The organism is Egibacteraceae bacterium (assembly GCA_040905805.1).
Classification (GTDB): Bacteria; Actinomycetota; Nitriliruptoria; order Euzebyales; family Egibacteraceae; genus DATLGH01.
In genome coordinates, this window is sequence record JBBDQS010000090.1 from 4,949 (window position 1) to 28,961 (window position 24,013).

At 75.2% G+C, this 24,013-nt stretch carries 22 protein-coding genes; 21 read left to right on the plus strand and 1 reads right to left on the minus strand.

The window, feature by feature from the left end:
• From WD250_09815 to WD250_09915, 21 genes are read left to right on the plus strand one after another with little or no spacing between them, the layout of a single operon-like run.
• Positions 1 to 711 carry a CbtA family protein gene (locus WD250_09815; GenBank protein ID MEX2620503.1) on the plus strand — a complete coding sequence of 237 codons (711 nt, stop codon included), beginning with the start codon at positions 1 to 3 and terminating at the stop codon, positions 709 to 711.
• On the plus strand, positions 708 to 1,328 hold the full coding sequence (locus WD250_09820) for a histidine phosphatase family protein (GenBank protein ID MEX2620504.1): 621 nt from the start codon (positions 708 to 710) through the stop codon (positions 1,326 to 1,328). The genes WD250_09815 and WD250_09820 overlap by 4 nt, the downstream gene beginning before the upstream one ends.
• A complete protein-coding gene (cbiB, locus tag WD250_09825; GenBank protein ID MEX2620505.1) occupies positions 1,325 to 2,257 on the plus strand; it encodes an adenosylcobinamide-phosphate synthase CbiB in 933 nt (310 codons plus the stop codon). Before WD250_09820 ends, cbiB begins: the two co-directional genes overlap by 4 nt.
• A complete protein-coding gene (locus tag WD250_09830) occupies positions 2,254 to 3,768 on the plus strand; it encodes a cobyric acid synthase (protein ID MEX2620506.1) in 1,515 nt (504 codons plus the stop codon). Before cbiB ends, WD250_09830 begins: the two co-directional genes overlap by 4 nt.
• Positions 3,765 to 7,385, plus strand: a complete 3,621-nt coding sequence (gene cobN / locus WD250_09835; GenBank protein ID MEX2620507.1) for a cobaltochelatase subunit CobN — start codon at positions 3,765 to 3,767, stop codon at positions 7,383 to 7,385. The genes WD250_09830 and cobN overlap by 4 nt, the downstream gene beginning before the upstream one ends.
• Positions 7,385 to 9,490, plus strand: coding sequence for a magnesium chelatase subunit D family protein (locus tag WD250_09840; GenBank protein ID MEX2620508.1), 2,106 nt, complete (start codon positions 7,385 to 7,387; stop codon positions 9,488 to 9,490). The genes cobN and WD250_09840 overlap by 1 nt, the downstream gene beginning before the upstream one ends.
• Positions 9,487 to 10,062: a cob(I)yrinic acid a,c-diamide adenosyltransferase gene (gene cobO, locus WD250_09845; GenBank protein MEX2620509.1), complete on the plus strand. Its 576-nt coding sequence runs from the start codon at positions 9,487 to 9,489 to the stop codon at positions 10,060 to 10,062. Before WD250_09840 ends, cobO begins: the two co-directional genes overlap by 4 nt.
• A complete protein-coding gene (locus WD250_09850; GenBank protein MEX2620510.1) occupies positions 10,056 to 11,090 on the plus strand; it encodes a hypothetical protein in 1,035 nt (344 codons plus the stop codon). The genes cobO and WD250_09850 overlap by 7 nt, the downstream gene beginning before the upstream one ends.
• Positions 11,087 to 12,409 (plus strand): cobyrinate a,c-diamide synthase, encoded by a 1,323-nt coding sequence (locus WD250_09855; protein MEX2620511.1) that lies wholly within the window; start codon positions 11,087 to 11,089, stop codon positions 12,407 to 12,409. The genes WD250_09850 and WD250_09855 overlap by 4 nt, the downstream gene beginning before the upstream one ends.
• Positions 12,406 to 13,113 (plus strand): precorrin-2 C(20)-methyltransferase, encoded by a 708-nt coding sequence (gene cobI, locus WD250_09860; GenBank protein MEX2620512.1) that lies wholly within the window; start codon positions 12,406 to 12,408, stop codon positions 13,111 to 13,113. Before WD250_09855 ends, cobI begins: the two co-directional genes overlap by 4 nt.
• Positions 13,110 to 13,883, plus strand: a complete 774-nt coding sequence (gene cobM / locus WD250_09865) for a precorrin-4 C(11)-methyltransferase (protein ID MEX2620513.1) — start codon at positions 13,110 to 13,112, stop codon at positions 13,881 to 13,883. The genes cobI and cobM overlap by 4 nt, the downstream gene beginning before the upstream one ends.
• A complete protein-coding gene (locus WD250_09870) occupies positions 13,880 to 15,034 on the plus strand; it encodes a cobalt-precorrin-5B (C(1))-methyltransferase (protein ID MEX2620514.1) in 1,155 nt (384 codons plus the stop codon). Before cobM ends, WD250_09870 begins: the two co-directional genes overlap by 4 nt.
• Positions 15,031 to 16,233: a precorrin-6y C5,15-methyltransferase (decarboxylating) subunit CbiE gene (cbiE, locus tag WD250_09875; protein MEX2620515.1), complete on the plus strand. Its 1,203-nt coding sequence runs from the start codon at positions 15,031 to 15,033 to the stop codon at positions 16,231 to 16,233. Before WD250_09870 ends, cbiE begins: the two co-directional genes overlap by 4 nt.
• On the plus strand, positions 16,230 to 17,915 hold the full coding sequence (gene cobJ / locus WD250_09880; GenBank protein ID MEX2620516.1) for a precorrin-3B C(17)-methyltransferase: 1,686 nt from the start codon (positions 16,230 to 16,232) through the stop codon (positions 17,913 to 17,915). Before cbiE ends, cobJ begins: the two co-directional genes overlap by 4 nt.
• Positions 17,912 to 18,142: a 4Fe-4S binding protein gene (locus WD250_09885; protein ID MEX2620517.1), complete on the plus strand. Its 231-nt coding sequence runs from the start codon at positions 17,912 to 17,914 to the stop codon at positions 18,140 to 18,142. Before cobJ ends, WD250_09885 begins: the two co-directional genes overlap by 4 nt.
• Positions 18,139 to 18,711, plus strand: coding sequence for a precorrin-8X methylmutase (locus tag WD250_09890; GenBank protein MEX2620518.1), 573 nt, complete (start codon positions 18,139 to 18,141; stop codon positions 18,709 to 18,711). Before WD250_09885 ends, WD250_09890 begins: the two co-directional genes overlap by 4 nt.
• Entirely contained in the window at positions 18,708 to 19,610 is a 903-nt protein-coding gene (locus tag WD250_09895; GenBank protein ID MEX2620519.1) for a sirohydrochlorin chelatase, read from the plus strand. Before WD250_09890 ends, WD250_09895 begins: the two co-directional genes overlap by 4 nt.
• Complete coding sequence (gene cobC, locus WD250_09900) at positions 19,603 to 21,153, plus strand: Rv2231c family pyridoxal phosphate-dependent protein CobC (protein ID MEX2620520.1); 1,551 nt, start codon at positions 19,603 to 19,605, stop codon at positions 21,151 to 21,153. The genes WD250_09895 and cobC overlap by 8 nt, the downstream gene beginning before the upstream one ends.
• Positions 21,150 to 21,515, plus strand: coding sequence for an adenosylcobinamide amidohydrolase (locus WD250_09905; GenBank protein ID MEX2620521.1), 366 nt, complete (start codon positions 21,150 to 21,152; stop codon positions 21,513 to 21,515). The genes cobC and WD250_09905 overlap by 4 nt, the downstream gene beginning before the upstream one ends.
• Positions 21,512 to 22,573, plus strand: coding sequence for a nicotinate-nucleotide--dimethylbenzimidazole phosphoribosyltransferase (gene cobT / locus WD250_09910; protein MEX2620522.1), 1,062 nt, complete (start codon positions 21,512 to 21,514; stop codon positions 22,571 to 22,573). The genes WD250_09905 and cobT overlap by 4 nt, the downstream gene beginning before the upstream one ends.
• A gap of 2 nt (positions 22,574 to 22,575) precedes the next feature.
• Complete coding sequence (locus tag WD250_09915; protein ID MEX2620523.1) at positions 22,576 to 23,277, plus strand: adenosylcobinamide-GDP ribazoletransferase; 702 nt, start codon at positions 22,576 to 22,578, stop codon at positions 23,275 to 23,277.
• A 227-nt stretch (positions 23,278 to 23,504) separates the two neighbouring features.
• Here the strand turns inward: WD250_09915 and WD250_09920 are convergent.
• The coding region (locus WD250_09920) for a hypothetical protein (protein ID MEX2620524.1) at positions 23,505 to 24,013 on the minus strand (509 nt) is incomplete at its 5' end.

The following is a 24,013-nucleotide window of genomic DNA, read 5'->3' on the forward strand; positions in this document are numbered from 1 at the left end:
ATGCGCAGCTCGTCCATTTGGACCGGGCTGGCAGCCGGGCTGGCAGCCGGGCTGCTTGCCGGTGCCTTCGGCCTGCTTGTCGGAGGCCCGTCCATGGAGCACGCGATCGCCCTGGAGGAGGCTGCCGCGCACGGCCAGGCCCATGACGAGGGGCTGCCCCGATGGCTGCAGCAGGCAGGGCTGGTCGTCGGCAGTGGCCTGGTCGGTGGGGTGGTGGGTGCGATGTTCGGCGTGGCGTTCGCCTGGTCGGTCAGCCGGCTGCGCGGCGACGCCTGGGCCCGCAGCCTCAAGCTCGGTGCGGTGCTGATCGGCGCGTTCGTGCTCATGCCCGCACTCGTGGCGCCACCCAACCCTCCCGGCGTCGGCGATCCGGAGATGGTCGCGGGGCGCACGGTTTCCTATCTCGGCTCCATCGTGGTCGGCCTGCTGCTCGCCGGAGCCGCCTGGACGGCAGGACGCTGGTTGCAGGAGCACACCCGGCTGCACGCCCCTGTCCGCCAGACCGTGCTCGGTGTGGTCATGGTGGCCGCCGGGCTCGGCTTTGTCGCGCTTGTGGCCGGGCCCGGCGCTCCCGCGGCGGTCCCCGCGGAGCTGCTGTGGTCGTTCCGCCTGGCGGCGGTCGCCACGCAGGCGGTGCTGTACGCAGGGCTGGCCGTGATCTTCGGCTTGCTCACCACCCGGGCGCAGCGTCCAGCAGCAGTGACGCGATGAGCGTCGCGCGGCTGCTGCTCGTGCGCCACGCGCCAACGGGCGAGACCCGAGCGGCGCGCTTCCCGACGTCGCCCGGCCACGCACCACGCCGCGGCTGCGCCCCGCTGGACGACGCCGGGCTCGAAAGCGCGGGGGCCCTGGGTGGGCTGCTCCCGCGGGCGGACCGCTGCTGGTCCTCCTACGCCGTCCGGGCGTGCCAGACGGCGGAGGCGGCGGGCTTCCAGGCCGAGCCCCAGGCGGGGCTGGCCGAATGCGACTTCGGCGCCTGGGCCGGCCGGTCGCTGGCCGAGGTCGCCGCAGCCGACACCGACGGGTTGCAGCGGTGGTTCGCCGACCCCGACCACGCGCCCCACGGCGGCGAGTCCGCGACCGCGCTGCGTGCCAGGGCCGCCGACGTGCTGGCGCGCGTCACCGGGCTCGGTGGCACCACGCTGGCGTTCACCCACGGCGGCTTCGTCCGGGCTGCGGTGCTCGCCGCGTTGGGCGTGCCGAGCGTGCTGGCGTGGAAGCTGGACGTGGCGCCGCTGTCGGTCACCGAGCTGCACCATCACGAGCAGGGCGGCTGGCGGCTCGTGCGGCTCAACTCGACGCCGCAGCCCGCGGTGGTGGCGCCATGACCGCCGCCGCGCTCGCCCCGCTGGGCGGCTGGCTGGTCGACCTGGCCGGCGGCGACCCGCGCCGGGGCCACCCGGTCGCGCTGTACGGCGAACTCGCCGACCGGCTCGAGCAGCGCATCTGGCGTGACCGGCGCAGCGCCGGCGTCGCCTACGCCACCGCGCTCGTGGCCGCACCGACGCTGCTCACCGCCGCTGCCCAGCAGCACCTGAGCCCGCGGAGCCGCACGCTGCTGCTCGTGGCCGTCACCTGGGCTGCGCTCGGCGGCCGCTCACTGACGAGGGAGGCGACCGCCGTCGGCAACGCGGTGGCGGCAGGCGACCTGGACACGGCTCGCCGCCGCCTGCCCGCGCTCGTGGGCCGCGACCCCACCGGCCTGGGCGGCCCCGAGCTGTGCCGCGCCGCGGTCGAGTCGGTCGCGGAGAACACCGCCGACGCGGTCGTGGCCCCGCTGGTCTACGCGGCGCTGGCCGGACCCGCCGGGGTGGTGGCGCACCGCTGCGCCAACACCCTCGACGCCATGGTCGGGCACCGCTGCGCCCGCTACGGCCGGTTCGGCTGGGCGGCCGCCCGCCTGGACGACGTGCTGGGTTGGCTGCCGGCCCGGGCCACCGCCCTGCTCGCCGCCGCCTGCGCCCCGGCGGTGGGCGGTCAACCGCGACGGGCGCTGGCCGTCTGCCGGCGCGACGGCCGGGCGCACCCGAGCCCGAACGCCGGGCGCTGCGAAGCGGCCTTCGCCGGTGCGCTCGGTGTGCGCCTGGGCGGCACCAACCACTACAGCGACCACGTCGAGGTGCGCGGCCCACACGGCGACGGCCCAGCGCCCGATCCCGCCGACGTCGGGCGCGCCGTCACGCTGTCGCGGCTGGTGGGCCTGGCGGGTGCGCTGCTGGCCGCCGGGCTCATCGCCGCCCGGGGGCACGCAGTATGAGCGGCGCGCTGCTGGTCGCGGGCACCGCCTCGGACGCGGGAAAGTCGGTCGTGGTCGCCGGCATCTGCCGCTTCCTCGCCCGCCAGGGCGTCAAGGTCGCGCCGTTCAAGGCGCAGAACATGGCCCTGAACTCCGCGGTCACCGTCGACGGCGCCGAGATCGGGCGCGCGCAGGCCATGCAGGCCGCCGCCGCCCGGGCCGAACCCGAGGCAGCGATGAACCCCGTGCTGCTCAAACCCGCCGGGGAGACCACCACCCAGGTGATCGTGATGGGCCGTCCCGGCGGGCACGCGGACGCCCGCAGCTACCAGGGGCGCAAAGCCAATCTGCTCCCCACGGTGCTCGACGCGCTGGCCGACCTGCGCTCCCGCTACGACGTGGTCGTGTGCGAAGGCGCCGGCAGCCCCGCCGAGGTCAACCTGCGCGCCGACGACCTGGCCAACATGGGCCTGGCCCGCGCCGCCGACCTCCCGGTCGTCGTGGTCGGCGACATCGACCGTGGCGGCGTCTTCGCGAGCCTCTACGGCACCCTGGCCCTGCTCGAGCCCGCCGACCAGGCGCTGGTGGCAGGCTGGCTGATCAACAAGTTCCGCGGCGACCCGGCGGTGCTGGCCCCCGGCCTGGCGTGGCTGCACGCAACCACCGGCCGGCCCACGCTCGGGGTGCTGCCGTGGCAAGCCGGGCTGTGGCTCGACGTCGAGGACTCCTTGGCGCTGGAAGCGCCCCGCGAGGTGGTCGCCCCACCGCTGGGCCGTGACGGCCTCGACGTGGCCGTGGTGCGGTTGCGCCGCATGAGCAACTTCACCGACCTCGACGCCCTCGCCTGCGAGCCGGGCGTCAGCGTGCAGTTCACCGACAACCCCGCGGACGTGGCGCGCGCCGACCTCGCCGTGCTGCCCGGCACCAAGGCCACGGTGGACGACCTGGCGTTCGTTCGTGCCCGCGGCATCGACGTGGCCCTCGCCGAGCGTGCCCGCCGCGGCGACCCGGTCCTCGGCATCTGCGGCGGCTACCAGATGCTCGGCCTGCGGATCGTCGACCACGTCGAGAGCGGCGCGGGGCAGGTCGACGGGCTGGGGCTGCTGCCCGCCGGGACGGTGTTCGCCGCCGACAAGGTCCTGGCGCAGGCGCGGGGCACCAGCCCCGCCTTCGACGGTTCCGACGCCACCGGCTACCTGATCCACCACGGCCGGGTCACCGCCGCCGGAGACCCGTTGCTGCGCACCGACTCCGGCCAGGCCGAGGGCTGCGTCGCCGGCTCGGTCGTAGGCACGACCTGGCACGGGCTGCTGGAGGCCGACGGGTTCCGCCGGGCGCTGCTGGCCTGGGTGGCTGACCGCCGCGGCCGGGACTTCCTTCCCGGCGCCCGCGCGTTCGCCGACCTGCGGGAGGCGCGTCTGGACACGCTGGGCGATCTCATCGCCGTGCACGCCGACACCGCCGCGCTCGCCGCGCTCGTGGGCGACGGCGCGCCCGACGGTCTGCCGGTCCTGCGGGGAGCGCTGGCGTGATCGTCTTCCTCACCACCGCCGACACCGAGGTGCTCGCCGCCGCGCGGGCACGCGAGTTGCTGCCGGAAGGCTTCGGGCCGGTGCACGCAGCTAACCCGCTGGGCACCGCCGTGAACCTCGCCGGTGCCCGGGCCGTCCTGGTGCGGCTGCTCGGCGGGCGCCGCGCCTGGGACGGCTTCGACCCGCTGGCGGCCCGTTGCCGCGCCGAGGGCATCCCGCTGCTGGCGTTCTCCGGTGAGGCCACCGCCGACGCCGAGCTCACCGCCGCCTCGACCGTGCCTGCGGGCGTGCTCGCCGACGCCTTCGAGTACCTCGTGCAGGGCGGGGTGGCCAACACCGCGCAGCTGTTCCGGTTCGTCGCCGACACCGTGCTGCGAGAGGGATTCGGGTTCGACCCGCCGGAGACGCTGCCCGACCACGGCGTGCACGGCGAGCGCGAGCTCCGCGCCGACCGGCCCACCGTGGGGATCGTGTTCTACCGGACCCACTGGATGAGCGGGAACACCGCGTTCCTCGACGAGCTCGCCGACGCGGTCGAGGCCGCCGGCGCCAACGCCCTGCCCGTGTTCTGCTACTCGCTGCGCCCCGACCCCGACGGGGCGGTACCCGCCATCGACGCGCATCTGCGCGGCAAGGTCGACGTGCTCGTCACCACGGTGCTCGCCATGGGCGGGCGGCACGCAGCCGGCGCAGAGACCTGGCCGGTACCGGCGCTGGAGGAGCTCGACGTGCCCGTCGTCCAGGCCATCAGCGCCACCACGTCACGTGCGCTCTGGCAGGCAAGCGACAACGGTCTGGCCCCGCTGGACGCCGCGATGCAGGTGGCCATCCCCGAGTTCGACGGGCGCATCATCTCGGTGCCGTTCTCGTTCAAGGAGGAGCACGACGGCATCGCCCGCTACGTCACCGACGCCGAGCGGGCCGCTCGGGTGGCCGGCATCGCCGTGCGGCTGGCGCGGCTGCGGCGCCGCCCCGAGTGCGACAAGCGGGTGGCGATCGTGCTGTCCAACTACCCGACCAAGCACGCCCGGGTGGGAAACGCCGTGGGCCTTGACACCCCCGCCAGCGCGGTGCGGCTGCTCGACGCCCTCCACGCCGCCGGCTACGACACCGGCGACTGGCCAACGCTCAGCCTGGACGGCGACGCGCTGGTGCACCGACTCATCGACGCGGGCGGGTTCGACGCGGAATTCCTCACCGAGGAGCAGCTCGCCGCCAACCCGACCCGCCTGGCGGTCGAGCGCTACCAGGCGTGGTTCTGCCGGCTGCCGGCCGACCTGCAGGACGCCATCGTCGGCGCCTGGGGCGAGCCGCCCGGCGAGCTGTACGTGCACGACTCCACGCTGGCGTTCGCCACGCTGTCGTTCGGCAACGTCGTGCTCGCCGTCCAGCCGCCGCGGGGGTTCGGTGAGAACCCCGTGGCGATCTACCACGACCCCGACCTGGCTCCCACCCACCACTACCTGGCGTTCTACCGTTGGCTGGACGAGGAGTGGGGCGCCGACGCGGTGGTGCACCTCGGCAAGCACGGCACCCTGGAGTGGATGCCCGGCAAGGGCCTGGGGCTGTCGGCGGCCTGCGCGCCCGACGCGCTCCTCGCCGACGTGCCGTTCTTCTACCCGTTCGTGGTCAACGACCCCGGTGAGGGCACGCAGGCCAAGCGGCGGGCGCACGCGACCATCGTCGACCACTTGGTGCCGCCGCTGACCCGCGCGGAGACCTACGACGAACTGTACCGCCTCGAGCAGCTGCTCGACGAGTACTACCAGGTGCAGACCATGGACCCCGGCAAGGTCGCGGCCCTCCAGGGCGAGATCTGGCACCTGCTGCGCACCGCCGAGCTGACACACGACCTCAAGCTCGCCGAGCACGGCGACGAGGTCCCCCCCGACCTCGACGACATCATCATCGACGTCGACGGCTACCTGTGCGAGCTGAAGGACCTGCAGATCCGCGGCGGACTGCACATCCTGGGCCAGCCGCCCGCGGGCGAGGAACGCCTCGGGCTGATCCTGGCGATCCTGCGCCTGCCGCAGTCCTGGCCTCAGGCGCCCGCCGGGCTGGCTGACGTGCCCGCGCTGCGCAGCGCCATCGCCCGCGCCTGGGGGCTGGGCGACGAGCCCGACCACCGTGACACCGGGGCGCGGGCGGTGCTCGACCGGCTCGAGGACACCGCCCGCGGGCTGCTCGACGCCATGGCCGCCACGGGCTGGGAGCCCGACAAGGCCGCTGCGGTCGCCGGTGACGTCCTGGAAGCCGACAGCGCCGTCGACGAGGTCGCCGGCGTGCTGCGCTTCGCCGCCTCCGAGGTCGTGCCGCGCCTGGAGCGCACCGACCGGGAGCTGGTCAACCTGCTGCGGGGGCTGGCCGGCCGCTACGTCCCCTCGGGGCCGAGCGGGTCACCAACCCGCGGGCGGGCCGACGTGCTGCCCACCGGCAAGAACTTCTACTCCGTGGACCCCAAGGCGCTGCCCAGCGAGCTGGCCTGGCAGGTCGGCCAGCGCCTCGCCACCGACCTGATCGCCCGCTACGTCGAGGAGGAGGGCACCTACCCGACCTCGGTGGGCATCGTGGTGTGGGGCACCGCGGCGATGCGCACCCACGGCGACGACATCGCCGAGATCCTGGCCCTGCTCGGCGTGCGACCCACCTGGAACCCCGAGTCGCGTCGGGTGAGCGGACTGGAGGTCGTCCCCGTGGCCGAGCTCGGGCGTCCCCGCGTCGACGTGACCGTGCGCATCAGCGGGTTCTTCCGCGACGCCTTCCCCCACCTGGTCGCCCTGGTCGACGACGCGGTGCAGATGGTCGCCGAACTCGACGAGCCGGAGGAAGCCAACCCGCTGGCCGCGGCGGTGCGCCGCGACACGACCACGGGGGTGGACCCACGGCGGGCCACCGCCCGGGTGTTCGGCTCGAAGCCTGGCGCGTACGGTGCGGGCCTGCTGCCGCTCATCGACGCCCGCAACTGGCAGACCGACGCCGACCTGGCCGAGGTCTACAGCGTGTGGGGCGGCTACGCCTACGGGCGCGACCTGGACGGCGTGGAGGCCCGGGCTGACATGGAACGCACGTTCTCGCGCATGCAGGTGGCGGTGAAGAACACCGACACCCGCGAGCACGACGTGTTCGACTCCGACGACTACTTCCAGTACCACGGCGGGATGGTCGCCACCGTGCGGGCGCTCACCGGGACCAGCCCCAAGGCCTACATCGGCGACTCCGCGAACCCGGCCCGGGTGCGCACCCGCGACCTGGCCGAGGAGACCGCCCGGGTGTTCCGCGCCCGGGTCGCCAACCCCAAGTGGATCGAGGCCATGCAGCGCCACGGCTACAAGGGCGCGTTCGAGCTGTCGGCCACCGTGGACTACCTGTTCGGCTACGACGCCACCGCCGGGGTCGTGGAGGACTGGATGTACGACACGCTGGCCGAGCGCTACGTGTTCGACAGCGACGTGCGGGCGTTCATGGAGCAGTCCAACCCCTGGGCGCTGCGGGCGGTCACCGAGCGGCTGCTCGAAGCCGCCGACCGCAAGCTGTGGCGCGAGCCCGACCCCGACACCCTCGACCGACTGCGGCAGACCTACCTGGACCTGGAAGGAGCGCTCGAAGACCGGTGATGCACCCCTATCCGTTCAGCGCGCTGGTCGGCGCATCCGACCTGCAGCTCGCCCTGCTGCTCAACGCGGTCAACCCCGCCATCGGGGGTGTCCTGGTCCGCGGGGAGAAGGGCACCGCGAAGTCCACCGCGGTGCGCGGCCTGGCGGCGCTGCTGCCCGACGTGACCGTGGTCGCCGGCTGCCGTTTCTCCTGCGACCCGGCACGGCCCGACCCTGCCTGTCCTGACGGGCCCCACGCCGGGGCCGACGACGGTGCCGAGCCCCGATCGGTGCGCCTCGTCGAGCTGCCGGTCGGCGCGACCGAGGACCGCCTCGCCGGGTCCATCGACCTCGAGCGCGCCCTGATGGAGGGACGACGCGCGTTCGAGCCGGGCCTGCTCGCCGAGGCCCACCGAGGCGTGCTCTACGTCGACGAGGTGAACCTGCTCGGCGACCACCTCGTGGACCTGCTGCTGGACGCCGCGGCGATGGGCACCAACATCGTCGAGCGTGAGGGCGTCAGCGTCCGTCACCCCGCCCGCTTCCAGCTGGTGGGCACGATGAACCCCGAAGAGGGGGAGCTGCGGCCCCAGCTGCTGGACCGATTCGGGCTCACCGTGGAGATCGCCGCCAGCCGCGACCCCGCCGAGCGGGCCGAGGTGGTCCGCCGTCGCCTCGACTACGAGGCGGACCCGGCCGGGTTCGCCGCGGCCTGGACCGACACCGACGCCCAGACCGCGGCGCGGGTCCGCGCGGCCCGCAAGCTCCTCGGCGAGGTGGTCCTCGGCGACGAGGCGCTGGATGCCGTGGTGGCCGCCTGCGCGGCGTTCGAGGTCGACGGGATGCGCGCCGACATCGTCACCGCCAAGACCGCCAGCACGCTGGCCGCCTGGGAACAGCGCAGCACGGTCACCGTCGACGACGTGCGCACCGCAGCGCTGCTGGCCTTGCCGCACCGCCGCCGACGAGGCCCGTTCGACCCGCCGGGCATCGACGAGCAGCGCCTCGACGAGGCGCTGGGCGCCCGCGACGGGGACGGCGAGGGCCCCGACGACGACCCGCCGCCCGGGGGCGCCGCGCCGCCACCCACCGACCAGGACCCCACCGACCAGGACCCCACCGACCAGGACCCCACCGACCAGGACCCCACCGACCAGTCGTCGGATGGCAACGAGCCCTCGGCAGCGCACCCCTCAGCGGGGGCGGGCGAGACCGCCCAGCCGGCCGGGTCCACGTTCCGCCCCGTGCTCCTGGAGACCGAGGGCGTCGGCGCCGGCGCGCACGGCCGGCGCAGTCCCGCCGAGGGCGACCGCGGACGCCATGCCGGCGCGCGCCGACCGGCGGGCCGACCCCGCGACGTCGACCTGCCCGCCACGCTGCGGGCCGCCGCCCCGTACCAGACCTCCCGGGGCCGACCCCCGCCGGGCCAGACCTCCCGGGGCCGACCCCCGCCGGGCCAGACCTCCCGGGGCCGCCCCACACCAGGCCAGGGCGCCGGGGAGCGCGGCGCAGCAGGGCTCGTGCTGCGCCGGGGGGATCTGCGCCAGAAGACGCGCGAGGGCCGTGAGGGCAACCTCGTGCTGTTCACCGTGGACGCCAGCGGCTCGATGGCCGCCCGCCGACGGATGAGCGCGGTGAAGGGCGCGGTCCTGTCCCTACTGCTCGACGCCTACCAGCGTCGCGACCGGATCGGCGTGATCACCTTCCGGGGGGATCGGGCCGACCTGCTCGTCCCCCCGACATCGTCGGTGGACCTCGCGGCGCGGCTGCTCACCGACCTGCCCACCGGCGGGCGGACCCCCATCGCGGCGGGTCTGCAGCGCGCCGCGCAGGTCATCGCCAGCGAGCGGGTCCGCGACCCCCGCCGCCGCCCCCTGCTGCTGCTGCTCACCGACGGGCGGGTCACCACCGGACCGGATCCCGCCGCCGCCGCGGCCGGACTGGCCTCCCGGGGCGTGCCCGCCGTGGTCGTCAACACCGAGGACGGACCGCTGCGCCTCGGCCTGAGCGGCCGGCTCGCCACCGCCCTGGGGGCGCCGTGCCTGCGGCTTGAGGAACTCGCCGCAGGGCCCCTCGCCGGACTCGTCCACAGCATCACCGCAGGACCGAGGAGGGGAGCAGCATGACCACCGCCGAGGAGCAGCCCCGCCGGCGCAAGCGCGAGCGACCCCTGCTGATCGTCAACACCGGGCAGGGCAAGGGCAAGTCCACCGCCGCGTTCGGCTTGCTGCAGCGCGCCTGGGCGCAGGGATGGCACTGCGGCGTCTACCAGTTCGTGAAGTCTGGCAAGTGGCGCGTCGGCGAGCACAAGGCCGCGTCGCTGCTGTCGGACTCCGACCAGGGCGGGCAGATCGACTGGTTCAAAATGGGCGACGGGTGGACGTGGACCTCCCGCGACCTCGACCAGTCCGCCGACCTTGCCCGGGAAGGTTGGGAGGAGGTCAAACGCCGCCTCGCCGACGAGACCTACACCTTCCTGCTGCTCGACGAGTTCACCTACCCGATGAAGTTCGGCTGGGTGGACACCGTCGAGGTGTGCGACGCACTCGCCGCCCGGCCCGGCCACCAGCATGTGTGCATCACCGGCCGGGACGCACCCGCAGAGCTCGTCGACCTCGCCGACCTCGTCAGCGAGATCACCAAGGTCAAGCACCCCTTCGACGAGGGCCACCGCGGTCAGAAGGGCATCGAGTGGTAACGGTCCTCGTGGTCCCCGACGGGGCCGCCGATCCGCTCGGCCCGGACCCGACCTGCCTGGAAGCCGCCCGCACGCCGCAGCTGGACCGGCTCGCCGGTCAGGGCCGCCTGGAGCTGGTCGCCACCATCCCCGCCGGGCTGGCGCCGGGCACCGAGGTGGGCCTGCCCAGCCTGCTCGGGGTGCGTCTGGACGCGCCGCTGGCGCGCGGGCTGCTCGAAGCCGCAGCCGCCGCCATCGCGGTCGAGGCGGAGCAGGGCGCGTGGCGCCTGGACCGGCCCGTCGGCGAGACCGCCGACGCCGCAGCGATGGACACCGCCGTGCGCCCGCTCGGCGCCCGGGTCCACCCGCTGGCCGGCCACCGCACCCTGCTCGTCGGGCCCCGGCGGTGGGGTGACGCCCCGCCGGGCCCCCACCACAGCGACCGGCCGCTGGACGACCTCGCCACCGGGGTGTTCGCCACGATCGCCCGACTGACCTGCGCGTGGCCCTGGGGCCGCCTGCCGGTCGAGGAGCCCGCGAACGTGCCCACCCTGCTGGGCCGGCCCGTCACCGTCGTCGCCGCCGGCGGAGCGCCCGACGGCATCGCCCGCCTCCTCGGCTGCCAGGTCACCGACGCGCAGCCCGAGTCGGTCACCGCCGACGCCGGCGCCGACCAGGTCGTCGTCGTGCACCGCCCTGGACCCGACGACGCCGCGCACGCGCGGAACCGGGCAGCAAAGATCGCCGCGCTCGAAGCAGTCGACACGTTGATCGGTCGGCTCGCCGCCATCGTCGTCCGCCGCGGCGGTGCGCTGATCGTCTGCCCCGATCACGGCTGCGACCCCGCCACCGGCAGGCACACCGCCGGCCCGGTCCCGGCACTGGTGTGGAGAAGCACGGCTGCCGGTCGGGCCGAAGGGGCCGTGCACGGTGGGTGGGCTCGCGGTCCGGAAGGAGCGGCCGGCAGCCGGCTCACCGAGCGGGCCGTGGCGACCTTGGAGGCGGTCCCGGCGCGGGTGCTGCTGGCGGCCCGGGAGGCGGTGGCGTGACCACCGTCCCCAGGATCGTGGTGGCCGGCACCCACTCGGGCGTGGGCAAGACGACCGTGGCCACCGGGCTCATGGCCGCGCTGGCCGCCCGGGGGCTGCGCGTGGCCGGGTTCAAGGTCGGCCCCGACTTCATCGACCCGTCCTATCACCGACTGGCCACCGGGATGGCGTCGCGCAACCTCGACGTGCACCTGTCCGGCGAGTCGCTGATCGCCCCGCTGTTCGTCCGCGGCGCGCAGCACGCCGACGTGGCCGTCATCGAGGGGGTCATGGGCGTGTTCGACGGGGCGGCGGCGGACCGCGACACGGCTTCCACCGCCCACGTCGCCCGCCTGCTTTCCGCCCCGGTGCTCCTGGTGGTCGACGCGCAGGCGATGGCCAGGTCGGTCGCAGCGCTCGTGCACGGGTTCGCCACCTTCGACCCGGAGCTGCGGATCGCAGGGATCGTGGTCAACCGGCTGGGCTCCCCGCGACACGCCGCCCTGGTCCGCACCGCGCTGGAGCCGCTGGGCATCCCCGTCGTCGGGACGTTGCTGCGCGACGAGGCTCTGCGCACCCCCTCCCGCCACCTCGGGCTCGTGCCCGCCGCCGAGCGCGCGCCCGCCGCCACCGACGCCGTCGCCGTCCTCGGCCAGCGGGTCGGGCACGCGCTCGACCTCGACGGCGTGCTGCGCCTCGCCGGCCAGGCACCGGCGCTGACCGCGACACCGTGGGAGCCGCCGCCCAGCAACGGTCGCGCACGCATCGCCGTGGCCGGCGGGCCGGTGTTCAGCTTCACCTACACCGAGAACCTCGAGGCGCTGCGCGCGGCCGGCGCCGAGATCGTCGCGCTTGACCCCACACGCGACGAGACGCTTGACGCCGTCGACGCGCTCTACCTCGGCGGGGGGTTCCCCGAGGAGCACGCCGAGGCGCTGTCCGCCAACGCGCCGTTGCGCACAGCCGTCACCGCCTTCGCCCGCAGCGGCCGGCCGGTCGTCGCCGAGTGCGGTGGGCTGCTGTACCTGTGCGCCGAGCTGGACGGCCTGGCGATGTGCGGTGTGCTGGAGGCGACCGCGTCGATGACCGGGCGCCTGCACCTGGGGTACCGCCGCGCCGAGGCCGCCACCGACTCGGTGCTGTGGCGCCGCGGCGAGCAGGTCGCCGGCCACGAGTTCCACTACTCGGCGACCAGCCCTGCCGCGGGAACACCAGGCGCATGGCGCTGGCAGGGACGCGCCGAGGGCTTCGCCGCAGCCAATATCCACGCCAGCTTCCTGCACACCCACTGGGCGGCGACCCCCCAGGCCGCCCGACGGCTCGTGGAGGCCGCGGCATGAGGCTCACCGGCGTGGGCGTGGGGCCGGGCGACCCCGAGCTGGTGACCGTCAAAGCGGTGCGGGTCCTGGGCGAGGCCGACCAGGTGTTCGTGCCCGTGTCGTCCAGCGGCGAGCCCGGCTACGCCGAACGGGTCGTCCTTGCGCACGTCGGCCATCAGCGGGTGACCCGGCTGGCGTTCACCCTCGGCGACGACCCCGCCGGGCGTGAGGCCGGCTGGGACGCGGCCGGCGACGCCGTCGCGGAGGTGATCGGGGTCGGGGGCCACGCCGCCTTCGCCACGATCGGTGACCCCAACTTGTACTCGACGTTCACCTACCTCGCCGACACCGTCCGCGGGCTGGTCCCCGACGTGGCGATCGACACCGTGCCGGGGATCACCGCCCTGCAGGACCTCGCCGCGCGCAGCGGCACCGTGCTCGCCGAGGGCACGCAGACGCTCGCGCTGCTGCCCTTCACGGCCGGCGCCGACCAGCTGGCCGCCGCGTTGGCGGCTCACGACACCGTGGTGTCCTACAAGGGCGGGCGGCACCTGCCCCGCATCCGCGAGGTGCTCGCCGACAGCGGCCGACTCGAGCAGGCGGTGTTCGGCGCCCGGCTGGGCCTGGACGACGAGCTGGTCGGGGACCTGCCCGACGGGCCCGCGCCCTACCTGTCGACGGTGATCGTCACCCGTGTCCGCGGTGCGCGCGGGGGTGCCCTGTGAGCGCCGGGAAGGTGTGGTTCGTCGGCGCGGGCCCCGGTGCCCCCGACCTGCTGACGCTGCGCGGCGCCCGGGTCATCGCCGCCGCCGACGTGGTGATCTGGGCGGCCAGCCTGGTCATGGCCGCCACGGTGACCGACCACGCCCGGTACGACGCGCAGATCGTGGACTCCTCCGGGCTGACCCTGGAGGAGGTGTGCGCCATCTACGACCGCGCCGCCGCCGCAGGGTTGCAGGTCGCGCGTGTGCACTCCGGTGACCCGTCGCTGTGGGGAGCGGTGGGCGAGCAGATCGCGGCGTGCGAGGCGCGCGGGCTGGGCTGGGAGATCGTGCCCGGCGTGTCCTCCCTCGCCGCGGCCGCCGCCGCGGTCGGCCGCGAGCTCACCGCGCCCGAGGTCGCCCAGTCGGTGATCCTGACCCGGCTGGCCACCGCCACCCCGATGCCGGCGGGCGAGGAGGTCCGCGCCTTCGCCCGGCACGGCACGACCATGGCGCTGTTCCTGTCCGCCAAGCGCGCCGACGCGGTCCAGCGCGAGCTGCTCGCCGGCGGCTACCCGCCCGACACCCCCTGCGCGGTGGTGTACAAGGCCACCTGGCCCGACGAGCAGGTGCAGCACTGTGCCCTGGACGACCTCGCAGCAACGTTGCGGTCCATGGGGGTGCGCAAGCACACCCTCATCCTGGTCGGTCGCGCGCTGGAAGCCGGCGGAACCCGCAGCAAGCTGTACGACCCCGGGTTCTCCCACGAGTTCCGCACCGGGGCGGCGCCGTGAGCGGCGCTCGGGAGCTGCGCGAACCGGACCTGCCGCGCACCGCGAAGGACCGCCCCACCGCGCTGCGCACCGGATGGACGACCGGCGCGTGCTCGTCGGCCGCCGCCAAAGCGGCGGCGGTGCTGCTCGCCGGCGGCGACGTCCCCACCAGGGTCGACATCCCGCTGCCCCAACCCTTCGCCGGCAGCGACCGGGCCGGGTTCGCCGTCCAGCATGCGCAAGCCGTCGACGGCTGGGCCGAGGCGGTCGTGGTCAAGGACGCCGGCGACGACCCCGACGTGACCGACGGCGCGCACCTCACCGTGCGTCTGGAGCCCGCCGCCGAGCCCGGGATCACCTTCCACGCCGGCGACGGTGTGGGCACCGTCACCAAGCCGGGGCTCGGTCTGGAGGTCGGGGGACCCGCGATCAACCCGACCCCGCGGCGGATGATCGCCCAGGCGGTCGGCGAGGTCGTCGACCTGGAGCGCGTCGGCGTGGCGTGCACCATCACCGTCCCCGGCGGCCAGACGATGGCGCGCAAGACCACCAACCGCCGGCTGGGGATCGTGGGGGGCATCTCCATCCTCGGCACCACCGGCATCGTCCGGCCGTTCTCCACCGCCAGCTGGCGCGCCTCGGTCGTCCAGGCCGTCGACGTCGCCGCCGCAGCCGACCAGGACCTGGTGGTGCTGGCCACCGGCGGGCGCACCGAGCGGGCCGCCATGCGGCTGCTGCCCGACCTGGCCGACGTGTGCTTCGTCGAGCTCGGCGACTTCACCGGGGCGGCGCTGCGACGCCTGACCGAACGCGGCATCGGCCGCTGCGTGTTCGTCGGCATGATCGGCAAGCTCGCCAAGCTCGGCGCCGGGATCCTCATGACCCACTACACCCGCTCCAAGGTGGACCTCGGCTACCTGGCCGAGATCACCGCCGACGCCGGCGCCCCCTCAGACGTCGTCGACGCGGTCGCCGTCGCCAACACCGCCCGCCACGCCTACGAGCTGTGGCAGCACCACGGCGTCGAGCGGGCGCCGTCCCTGCTGTGCGCGCAGGTCGCCGACAACCTCACCCGGTTCACCGACGGCGCCGTGGACGCCGACGCGGTGATGGTCGACTTCGACACGCTCGAGCTGGTCGGCGCCAGCCCCGGCTGGCGGGCGCCCCGATGATCACCGTGGTGGGACTCGACGGCGGGCCGCTGGCCGACCGCGCCCGCGCCGCGCTGGCCCGGGCCGACGTCGTCCTGGGCTGGTCCCGCCATGTCGAGCTCGTCGCCGGGTCGCTGCCGCCGGCGGTGCGCCAGGTCGTGGTCGACCGTGACCTGCCCGCGACCCTGACGGTGCTGCGCGAGGCCCAGGGGCGCCGCGTCGTGCTCGCCTCCGGCGACCCGGGCTTCTTCGGCATCGTCCGGGCGGTGGCCGCCGAGCACACCGACGTCACGGTGATCCCCGCGGTGTCGTCGGTGGCGGCGGCGTTCGCCGCGGCCGCGACCTCCTGGGACGACGCCCAGGTCGTCTCCACCCACGGCCGCTCGCCTGACCGCGCGCTCGCGGTCTGCCGGCGCCTGCCCAAGGTCGCGGTCCTGACCGGCCCGGCGCTCGGCCCCGCCGAGCTCGGTGCGGCGCTCGCCGGGCTGGCCAAGCGCCTGGTCGTCGCCGAGCGCCTCGGCCATCCCGACGAGCGGGTCACCACCGTGACCCCCCACGAGGCCGCCGCCCGCAGCGACTGGCGCGACCCCAACGTCGTCGTCGTCCTCGACGACCCGCTGCCGGCGTCACAGAAGGGCTGGGCGGCGCCGCCCCGTGGGACCGCCCAGCGCTGGGCGCTGCCCGAGAGCGCGTTCACCCACCGCGACAGCATGATCACCAAAGCCGAGGTGCGCGCGGTCGCGCTCGGCTGGCTCGGCCCGGGATTGGGTGACCTCGTGTGGGACGTCGGCGCCGGCAGCGGCGCGGTGGCCACCGAGTGCGCCCGACTGGGCGCAGCGGTGATCGCCGTGGACAGCGACCCCGAGCAGTGCGACCGCGCCCGGGCCAACGCCGCCGGCCACGACGTGCCCGTCGAGGTCGTGTGCGCCAAGGCACCCGAGGCGCTGGCCGCCCTACCCGACCCCGACGCGGTGTTCGTCGGCGGCGGGGGGACCGCGCTGACCGACATCGTCGAGCAGGCGGCTGCCCGCGCCCGCCGCAGCGTGGTCGTCGCCCTGGCCACCGTCGAACGCATCGCCGGCGTGACCGGGGCGCTGGAGCGCCACGGCCTGCAGGTCGAAGCCACCCAGATCCACGCCGCCCGCCTGGCACCGCTGGCCGGCGGCCACCGGCTGGCCACCACCAACCCGGTCTTCCTGATCAGGGGAGGCCGGCCGTGACCACGGTCGCCATCGCCGCCACCGCCGCGGGACGCCGCCACGGCGAGCACCTCGCCGCGGTGCTGGCCGACACCTGCCTGGTGGACGGCCGGCCCGCCCAGGCGCTGGCGGACGCCTGGGACGATGCCGCAGCACTCGTGCTGTGCATGGCCACGGGTGCGGCCACCCGGCTCGTCGCCCCGCATCTGGCCGGCAAGCGCACCGACCCGCCGGTGGTGACCGTCGACGACGCGGGCCGCTTCGCGGTCGCGCTGTGCGGCGGCCACCACGGCGCCAACGACCTCGCCCGCCGGGTCGCCGCGGCGCTGGGCGCCACACCCGTGGTGACCACCGCCAGCGACGTGCTGGACCTGCCAGCGCTCGACACCCTCGGAGCGGACCTGGGCCTGCGGCTCGACCCCGACCACGCCGCCACCGCCGCCGTCGGCGCCGCCCTCCTCGCGGGGGCGCCGGTGCACCGTTGGCGGGCCCGACCCTGGCCCACCGGCCCCCTGCCCACCACCGTGGTCGACAGCGACGAGCCGCGCGCCCCCGGCATCCTCGTCACCGACGAGCTGGTCGACGCGCCCCGCCCGTGCGTGGTGTACCGCCCAGCGTCGCTCGTGGTCGGCATGGGTGCCGCCCGCGGCGTCTCGGCGGCCGAGGTCGGCGACCTGGTCGACGCCGCCCTGGCCGACGCCGGACTGTCCCCACTGTCGGTGACCCGGCTGGCCACCGCCGACGTCAAGGCCGACGAGCCCGGCGTCATCGCCGCCGCGGCCGCCCGTGGATGGCCGCTGGTCACCCACCCTGTCGGCCGGCTGGCGGCCGTGGCGGTGCCCAACCCCAGCGAGACCGTCCGCGCCGCCGTGGGCACCCCCAGTGTCGCCGAGGCTGCAGCGCTGGAGTCGGGCGGCGAGCTGGTCGTGGCCAAGCGCAAGAGCGCCAACGCCACGGTGGCGGTGGCCCGCCTGCCGGTGCGCGGCCGGCTCACGCTGGTCAGCGCCGGGCCCGGCGACGAGGCGCTGCTGCCGGCGATGGCCCGCGACGCCCTGGCCGCCGCGGAGGTCGTCGTCGGCCTCGACCAGTACCTGGACCGGGTACGCGGGTTCACCCGCCCGGGCTGCGAGATCCGGCCCAGCCCGATCGGCGACGAGGTGACCCGCGCCCGGGAAGCGGTGGGGGCTGCCCGGGAGGGCCGCAGCGTCGCGCTGCTGTCGGGAGGCGACATCGGGGTGTACGCCATGGCGTCGCCCGCCGTCGAGCTGGCCGGCGACGACATCGACGTGGTGACGATCCCCGGGATCACCGCAGCGGTGGCCGCAGCGGCACTGCTCGGCGCTCCGCTGGGCCACGATCACTGCGCCATCTCGCTGTCGGACCTGCTCACGCCGTGGGAGGTGATCCGCCGGCGGGTCAAAGCCGCCGCGGAAGGCGACCTCGTCGTCGTGTTCTACAACCCGCGCAGCCGAGCCCGTGACTGGCAGCTGCAGGAGGCCTGCCTGCTGCTGGGCGAGCACCGCAAGCCCGACACCCCGGTCGGCATCGTCACCGACGCCTACCGGCCCACCCAGCAGGTGACCCTCACCACCCTCGGTGAGCTCGACCCCCAACTGGTCGACATGCGCACCACCGTGGTGGTCGGCAGCAGCCAGACCCGCCTGGCCGCCGGCCGCATGCTCACCCCCAGGGGCTACCAGTGACCGCGGTCAGCGAGCGCAGGTACGCGGTCTCATGTGACGACACCGCCGTAGCGGTCACCATGGCCTGTGTGGGCTGCGGCGCGTGCCTCGCCACCTGCCCGGAGGCCGCCATCCGGGTCGCGCCACCCGGATACGGGCCGCCCCTGGACGTGCTGGACTCCTGCACCGCCTGCGCAGAGTGCATCGAGATCTGCCCCGTCGACGCCATCGTGGAGGTCTTGCGGTGACCACCGTCCACCCCATCGAAGCCGAGTCCTACCGCCGCATGCGCGGCACGGTGGACCTCGCCGGGCTCCCACCGCTGAGTCGTGCCGTGACCGAACGGGTCGTGCACGCCTCAGCCGACGTGGACTACGCCGGCGACCTCGTCCTGGACGAGGACGCGCTGCAGCGTGGCCTGGCCGCACTGGACGCCGGGCGGCCTGTGGTCGTCGACGTGGCGATGGTCGCCGCGGGCATCACCGCCGTTGCGACCTCATGCGGCCTCGGTGCGGCCGAGCCCCCGCCGGGACAGACCCGCAGCGCCGCGGGGATCCGCGCCGCGGTGGCGCAGGCCGGTCCGGGAGGCGTCTACGTCGTGGGCTGCGCCCCCACCGCGCTGTTCGCACTGCTGGAAGCCGACGCGGACCCGGCGCTGGTCGTCGGCCTGCCCGTGGGCTTCGTCGGCGCGGTCGAGGCCAAGCAAGCACTGCGCGACAGCGGCCTGCCGGCGGTCAGCAACCGGGGCCCCAAGGGCGGGTCGGCCGTGGCCGCAGCCGCGCTGAACGCGCTGCTGTACGCCGGGGGTCGGCGATGACGCCCGCCCTGCTGCTCGCCGGGCACGGCACCCGCAGCACCGCCGGCGTCGAGGAGTACTTCGCCCTGGCGGACCGCGTCCGCGCGCTCGCACCCGAGCTGACCGTGGGCACCGGGTTCATCGAGCTCGCCTCCCCGCCGCTGACCACCGCCGCTGGCGACCTCGCCGCCGCGGGACACGAGCACATCGTCGTGCTGCCCCTGGTGCTGCTCGGCGCCGGACACGCCAAGACCGACGTCCCCGGAAGCATCGCCGCGGCCCGCCGTCAGCTGCCGGGCGTGCGCTTCACCTACGGCCGCCCGCTCGGTGTCCACCCGAACCTGCTCACCGTCCTCGACGAGCGCCTGACCGCGGCCGTGCCGCCCGCCGAGCGCTCGCACACCGCCGTGCTGCTCGTCGGTCGTGGCTCCAGCGACCCCGACGCCAACGCCGACCTGCACAAGGTCTCCCGGCTGCTGTGGGAAGGCCGGGACTGGCCGCTGGTGGAGACCGGATTCGTCGGGCTCACCCACCCCCGCATCCCCCAGGCGCTGGAGCGCCTGCGCCTGCTCGGCGCCACCCGCATCGCCGTCGTCCCCTACTTCCTGTTCACCGGTGTGCTCGAGGAGCGCATCCGCGCCCAATCAGCGGCCTACGCCCGCCAACACGCGGACGTGGCGGTGACCGTCACCGGCTACCTTGGCCCCGACGATCGCATCGCCGGACTCGCGCTGGACCGTTACGCCGAGGCACTGGACGGCACCGCGGTGATGAACTGCGACGGCTGCGTCCACCGCAGACCCCTGCCGGGCTTCGCCGACAAGGTCGGCCTGCCCCAGGTGCCGCACGCACATCCCGACGACCCGGGGCCGGCGCCCCCCGCACCCCCGGCCGACGAGGGCGTGCACACCCATGGGTGAGCGCATCCTCGTCCTCGGCGGGACCCGCTCGGGCAAGAGCGCCGCCGCCGAAGCGCTGGTCACCGGCACGGCGCAGGTGGCCTACCTCGCCACCGGGCAGCCCAGCGACGACGAGATGACCGCACGCATCGCCGCCCACCGCGCCCGCCGGCCGGCCCACTGGGCGACGGTAGAGACCCCTGACCTGGTCGCCGGGCTCGACCGCAGCCCCGCCGGCGCCGCGGTGCTCGTCGACTCCCTCGGGGGCTGGGTGAGCGCGGCACTGGACGCCGACGCCGCACTGGACCGCCTGAAGGCCTTCTGGGACGCCGCAGCAGCCCGGCCCGGCGGGCCGGTGGTCGTGGTCGCCGAGCTCGTCGGCGAGGGCCTCGTGCCGCCCGACCCGCTGACCCGCCGCTGGGTGGACATGCTGGGAGACGCAGCGCAACTCCTGGCCGCCGACGCCGACCGGGTGCTGCAGGTCGTCGCCGGTCGCGCCACCCCCCTCCCCGCACGAACCCCACCGGCGGATCGGGCGACCGGGGGACCCGCGACAGGCCTGCGGGCGCACGGGGACACGATGGTGCCCCCCGGGGCGCTGGACCTCGCGGTGAATGTGTGGGGCGACGGGCCGCCGGAGCACATCCGCATGCCCATCACGGCATCCCTCGACGGCCTCGCGGGGTATCCCGCAGACGGTGACGCACGCACCGCTGTCGCCCTGCGCCACGGACGGGACCCCGCAGAGGTCTGCGTGACGGCCGGGGCCGCCGAGGCGTTCTGGCTGCTCGCCGCGACGCTCGAGGCACGCCGGCCGGTCATCGTTCACCCGCAGTTCACCGAGCCGGAGGCGGCCCTGCGCGCCGCAGGCCTGCCCGTGGCGCACTGCTACCGACGCCCCGGCGACGGTTGGGCGCTCGACCCCACCGCGGTACCTGACGACGCCGACCTGGTGGTCGTCGGCAACCCCAACAACCCCACGGGCACGCTCGATGCGCCCGAGGTCGTCGCGGCCGTGTGCCGGCCCGGCCGGACCACCGTCGTGGATGAGGCGTTCATGGACTTCGTCGAGGACCCCGCAGCCAGCCTCGCAGCGCGCAGCGACCTTCCGGGCCTCGTGGTCGTGCGCAGCGTCACCAAGTTGTGGGGCCTGGCGGGGCTGCGGGCCGGCTACCTGCTTGCCCCGCCCGTGCTGGTCGACCGGCTGCGGTGCCGCCGCCAGCCCTGGGCGGTGTCGACGCCGGCGTTGGCGGCCGTGGCCGCCTGCGCCGCCGACGAGCAACATCGTCTGGAGGTGGCCCGGCGGGTCACACGGGAACGCGAGCGGCTGGCCGCCGCGCTGGCAGCGCGGACCGACGTCGAGGTGTGGCGCGGGGCCGCCAACTTCCTGCTGCTGCGCGTGCCCGACGGCCCCCGCGTCCACGCCGGGCTGCTGGAGCGGGGCATCGCCGTGCGTCCCTCCACGTTCCCGGGCCTTGACGCCTCTCATCTGCGGGTGTCGGTCCGCGACGCACCCAGCAGCGAGCGGCTCGCCGGCGCACTCACAGCGATCCTCACCGCATGAACGTCACCGTCATGCACGGGGTGCTCGCCGTCCGGTTCACCCAGTCGTTGCGGTGCCTGTCCTCCGCGGTGCTCGGGGGCGGCCTCGGCGACATCCGCACCTGGCTCAACGTCCAGGTCCCTCCCGCCTACGCGCGTACCGATCCAGCAGCGCACCTGCAGCAGGTGGCCGACCGCCGCGGCGACCCCACCGGAACGGCGACCGACGCCCTGTGCATCGCGTGCCTGCCCGGACCTGCACCGAGCAGCTTTGCCGGGCCGGGCACCCGTGTCGGCGCCGCCATCGCCATGTCGGTCCACGAGGCGGTCGTTGCCGGAGCCTTGTGGGACCGCCGGCAGGCAGCCGCAGGAGCCGGCCGGTGACCGCCGAGCAGCGCGTCACTGATCTCGTCGCCGAGATCGAGCCTGTCGACGACGGCGCCGCGCAGGCCGCCCGGCGCCGGCACCAGACCCTGCTGAAGCCGCCCGGCAGCCTCGGACGGCTCGAGCAACTCGGCGCGCAGCTTGCCGCGATCGCCGGCCGCTGCCCCCCGCCGGTCCCCGGCGAGCCCGCGGTGGTCGTTGCTGCCGGTGACCACGGTGTCCACGCCCGCGGCGTCACGCCGTGGCCCCAGCAGATCACCGCCGCCATGGTCGAGCAGTTCTGCGCCGGACGGGCCGCAGCCAACGTCCTCGCCCACGTGGCCGGGGCACGGGTCAGCGTCCTCGACGTCGGTGTGGCCCATCCCGTCCCCGACCACCCGCGGCTGCGGCGCGCCCGGGTGCGCGACGGCACCGCAGACCTGAGCGCCGGTCCCGCCATGACCCGCGAGGAGGCCGCCCGGGCGGTGCTGGCCGGAGCGGGCATCGTCGACGAGCTCGTCGCGGCCGGTGCTGATTTGCTGGTCACCGGGGACATGGGGATCGCCAACACGACACCGTCGGCGTGCCTGGCCGCGGCGTTCACCGGTGTCAGCGCTGCCATGATCACCGGCCGAGGGGCCGGTGTGGACGATGACACGTTCGGTATCAAGGTCACCGTCGTCGGGGAGGCGCTCACGCGTCACCAGCCCGACCCCGGGGACCCGCTGGGCGTCCTCGCCGCCGTCGGCGGATTGGAGCACGCAGCATTGGCCGGCCTGATCCTGGCCGGCGCGGCCGAGCGCCTCCCGGTCATCCTTGACGGGGTGGTGTCGAACACCGCCGCGCTCGTCGCGGCGGCGATTTGCCCGGCGGTCGGCGGGTACCTCGTGGGAGGCCACCGGTCCACCGAGCCGGCCGCGGTCGCGAGCCTCGACCATCTCGGCCTCGACACGCTACTCGACCTGCAGCTGCGATTGGGAGAGGGGACCGGGGCGCTGCTCGCGGTCCCACTCGTCATCGCCGCCGCTCAGGTGCTGAGCGACATGGCGGAACTGGACGACCTCGGTCTTTCCGGCTGAAGGTGCGAACCGCCCTGCGCTTCCTCACCATCCTTCCGGCCCCCGGTGAGCATCGGGCACCGGGCCACGCGACGGTGATCTCCTTCCCCCTCGTCGGTGCGCTCACCGGCTTGGCCTGGCTCGGCGCCTTCTCCCTCGGGATGCTCCTCGACATGCCGCTGGTGGCGGCCGCGTTCGTGCTCGTCGTGGACGCAGTGCTGACCGGTGTCCTGCACCTGGACGCCTGTGGCGACGTGGCCGACGGGGTCGCCAGCCGCCGCCCACCCGACGACGCCATCCGGATCATGCGCGAGCCCGCGGTCGGTGCGGCCGGCGCGGCTGCGATCGTCCTGGTCACCCTGCTCCGGTTCGCGTTGCTGGCCGGAGCCCCTGCGGCAGGCCTCGCTTTGGTGGCGGCCCCGGTGGCGGGCCGCACGGCGATGATCCTGCTGCTCACGCTGCTCCCGCCGCGGGACCACGGTTCGCTGGCTGCCGCCTTCGCGCGTCCAGGCCCCCTCGCGACGTTGACCACCGTGGCGGTGGCGCTTGCCGCCGTCACCCTCGCTGGAGGACTGCAGGGCGCCGTCGCCCTCGCCGGTTCCTTGGTCGCCGTGACCGTCTACGGCCTGTGGTGGCGAAAGCGCTTCGGTGGCCTCACCGGTGACGGCGTCGGCGCCGGCGGACTGCTGGCCGAGACCGCAGCTCTTCTCGCCATAGTCGCTTGACGTCCGGCTTGCTGCTTCTCGCCCGGCCCGTCAGGGCACCCACCAGCGCGCCCCGCCGGTCAGCATGCGGCCACCTGCGTAGGCGAACATGCAGGGGGTCGGGTCGTCGGAGTGCGCATGTCCGGTAGGTTGCTTGGCGGGCGACGACCCCAAAAGTTGAAGCCGCGCCGGTCACCCGGATTGGCGGGTGGCGCGGCGCGGCTGGCTGGGGGGAGCTGGGGCGTTGTCTAGAAGCCGAACAGGCTCTTGATGGTGTTCAGCAGGGACGTGACGGACTCGGTGATCGTGGTGAGCACTCCGCGAGCCTCGTCGCCCTGCTCGGGCAGGTCGACGTCGTCGAGGCCATCGACCTCCAGGTCGTCGCCGTCGACGGCGTTCTCGGTGGCGTCGTTCTCCTGCTCGCCGCGTGCGCGGGCGGCGGCGGCGCGCTGCTCACCGAAGTCGCGGCCGCCCTCGCGGGCCTCCTCGCTGGCGGGCACGGTCACGCCGGACCGCTCGCTGGCATGGGCTCGGGCCTCGGCGGAGCGCTCCTGGCCGGTGGCGGGCGAGCCTTGCGGTGCGGCGTTCTCGCGGGCCTCGGCGGAGCGGTCCTCGCCGGTGGCGGGTGACCCCTGCGCCTGGGCGGGGGGTGCGGGGATGTCGCTGGGGGGACCGGGCTGGGCCAGGGCGGCGGAGGTGCCGGTGAGCATCAGGGCTGCGGTCAGGGCGGCGGTGGCGGTGCGTCGCATTGCGTCTC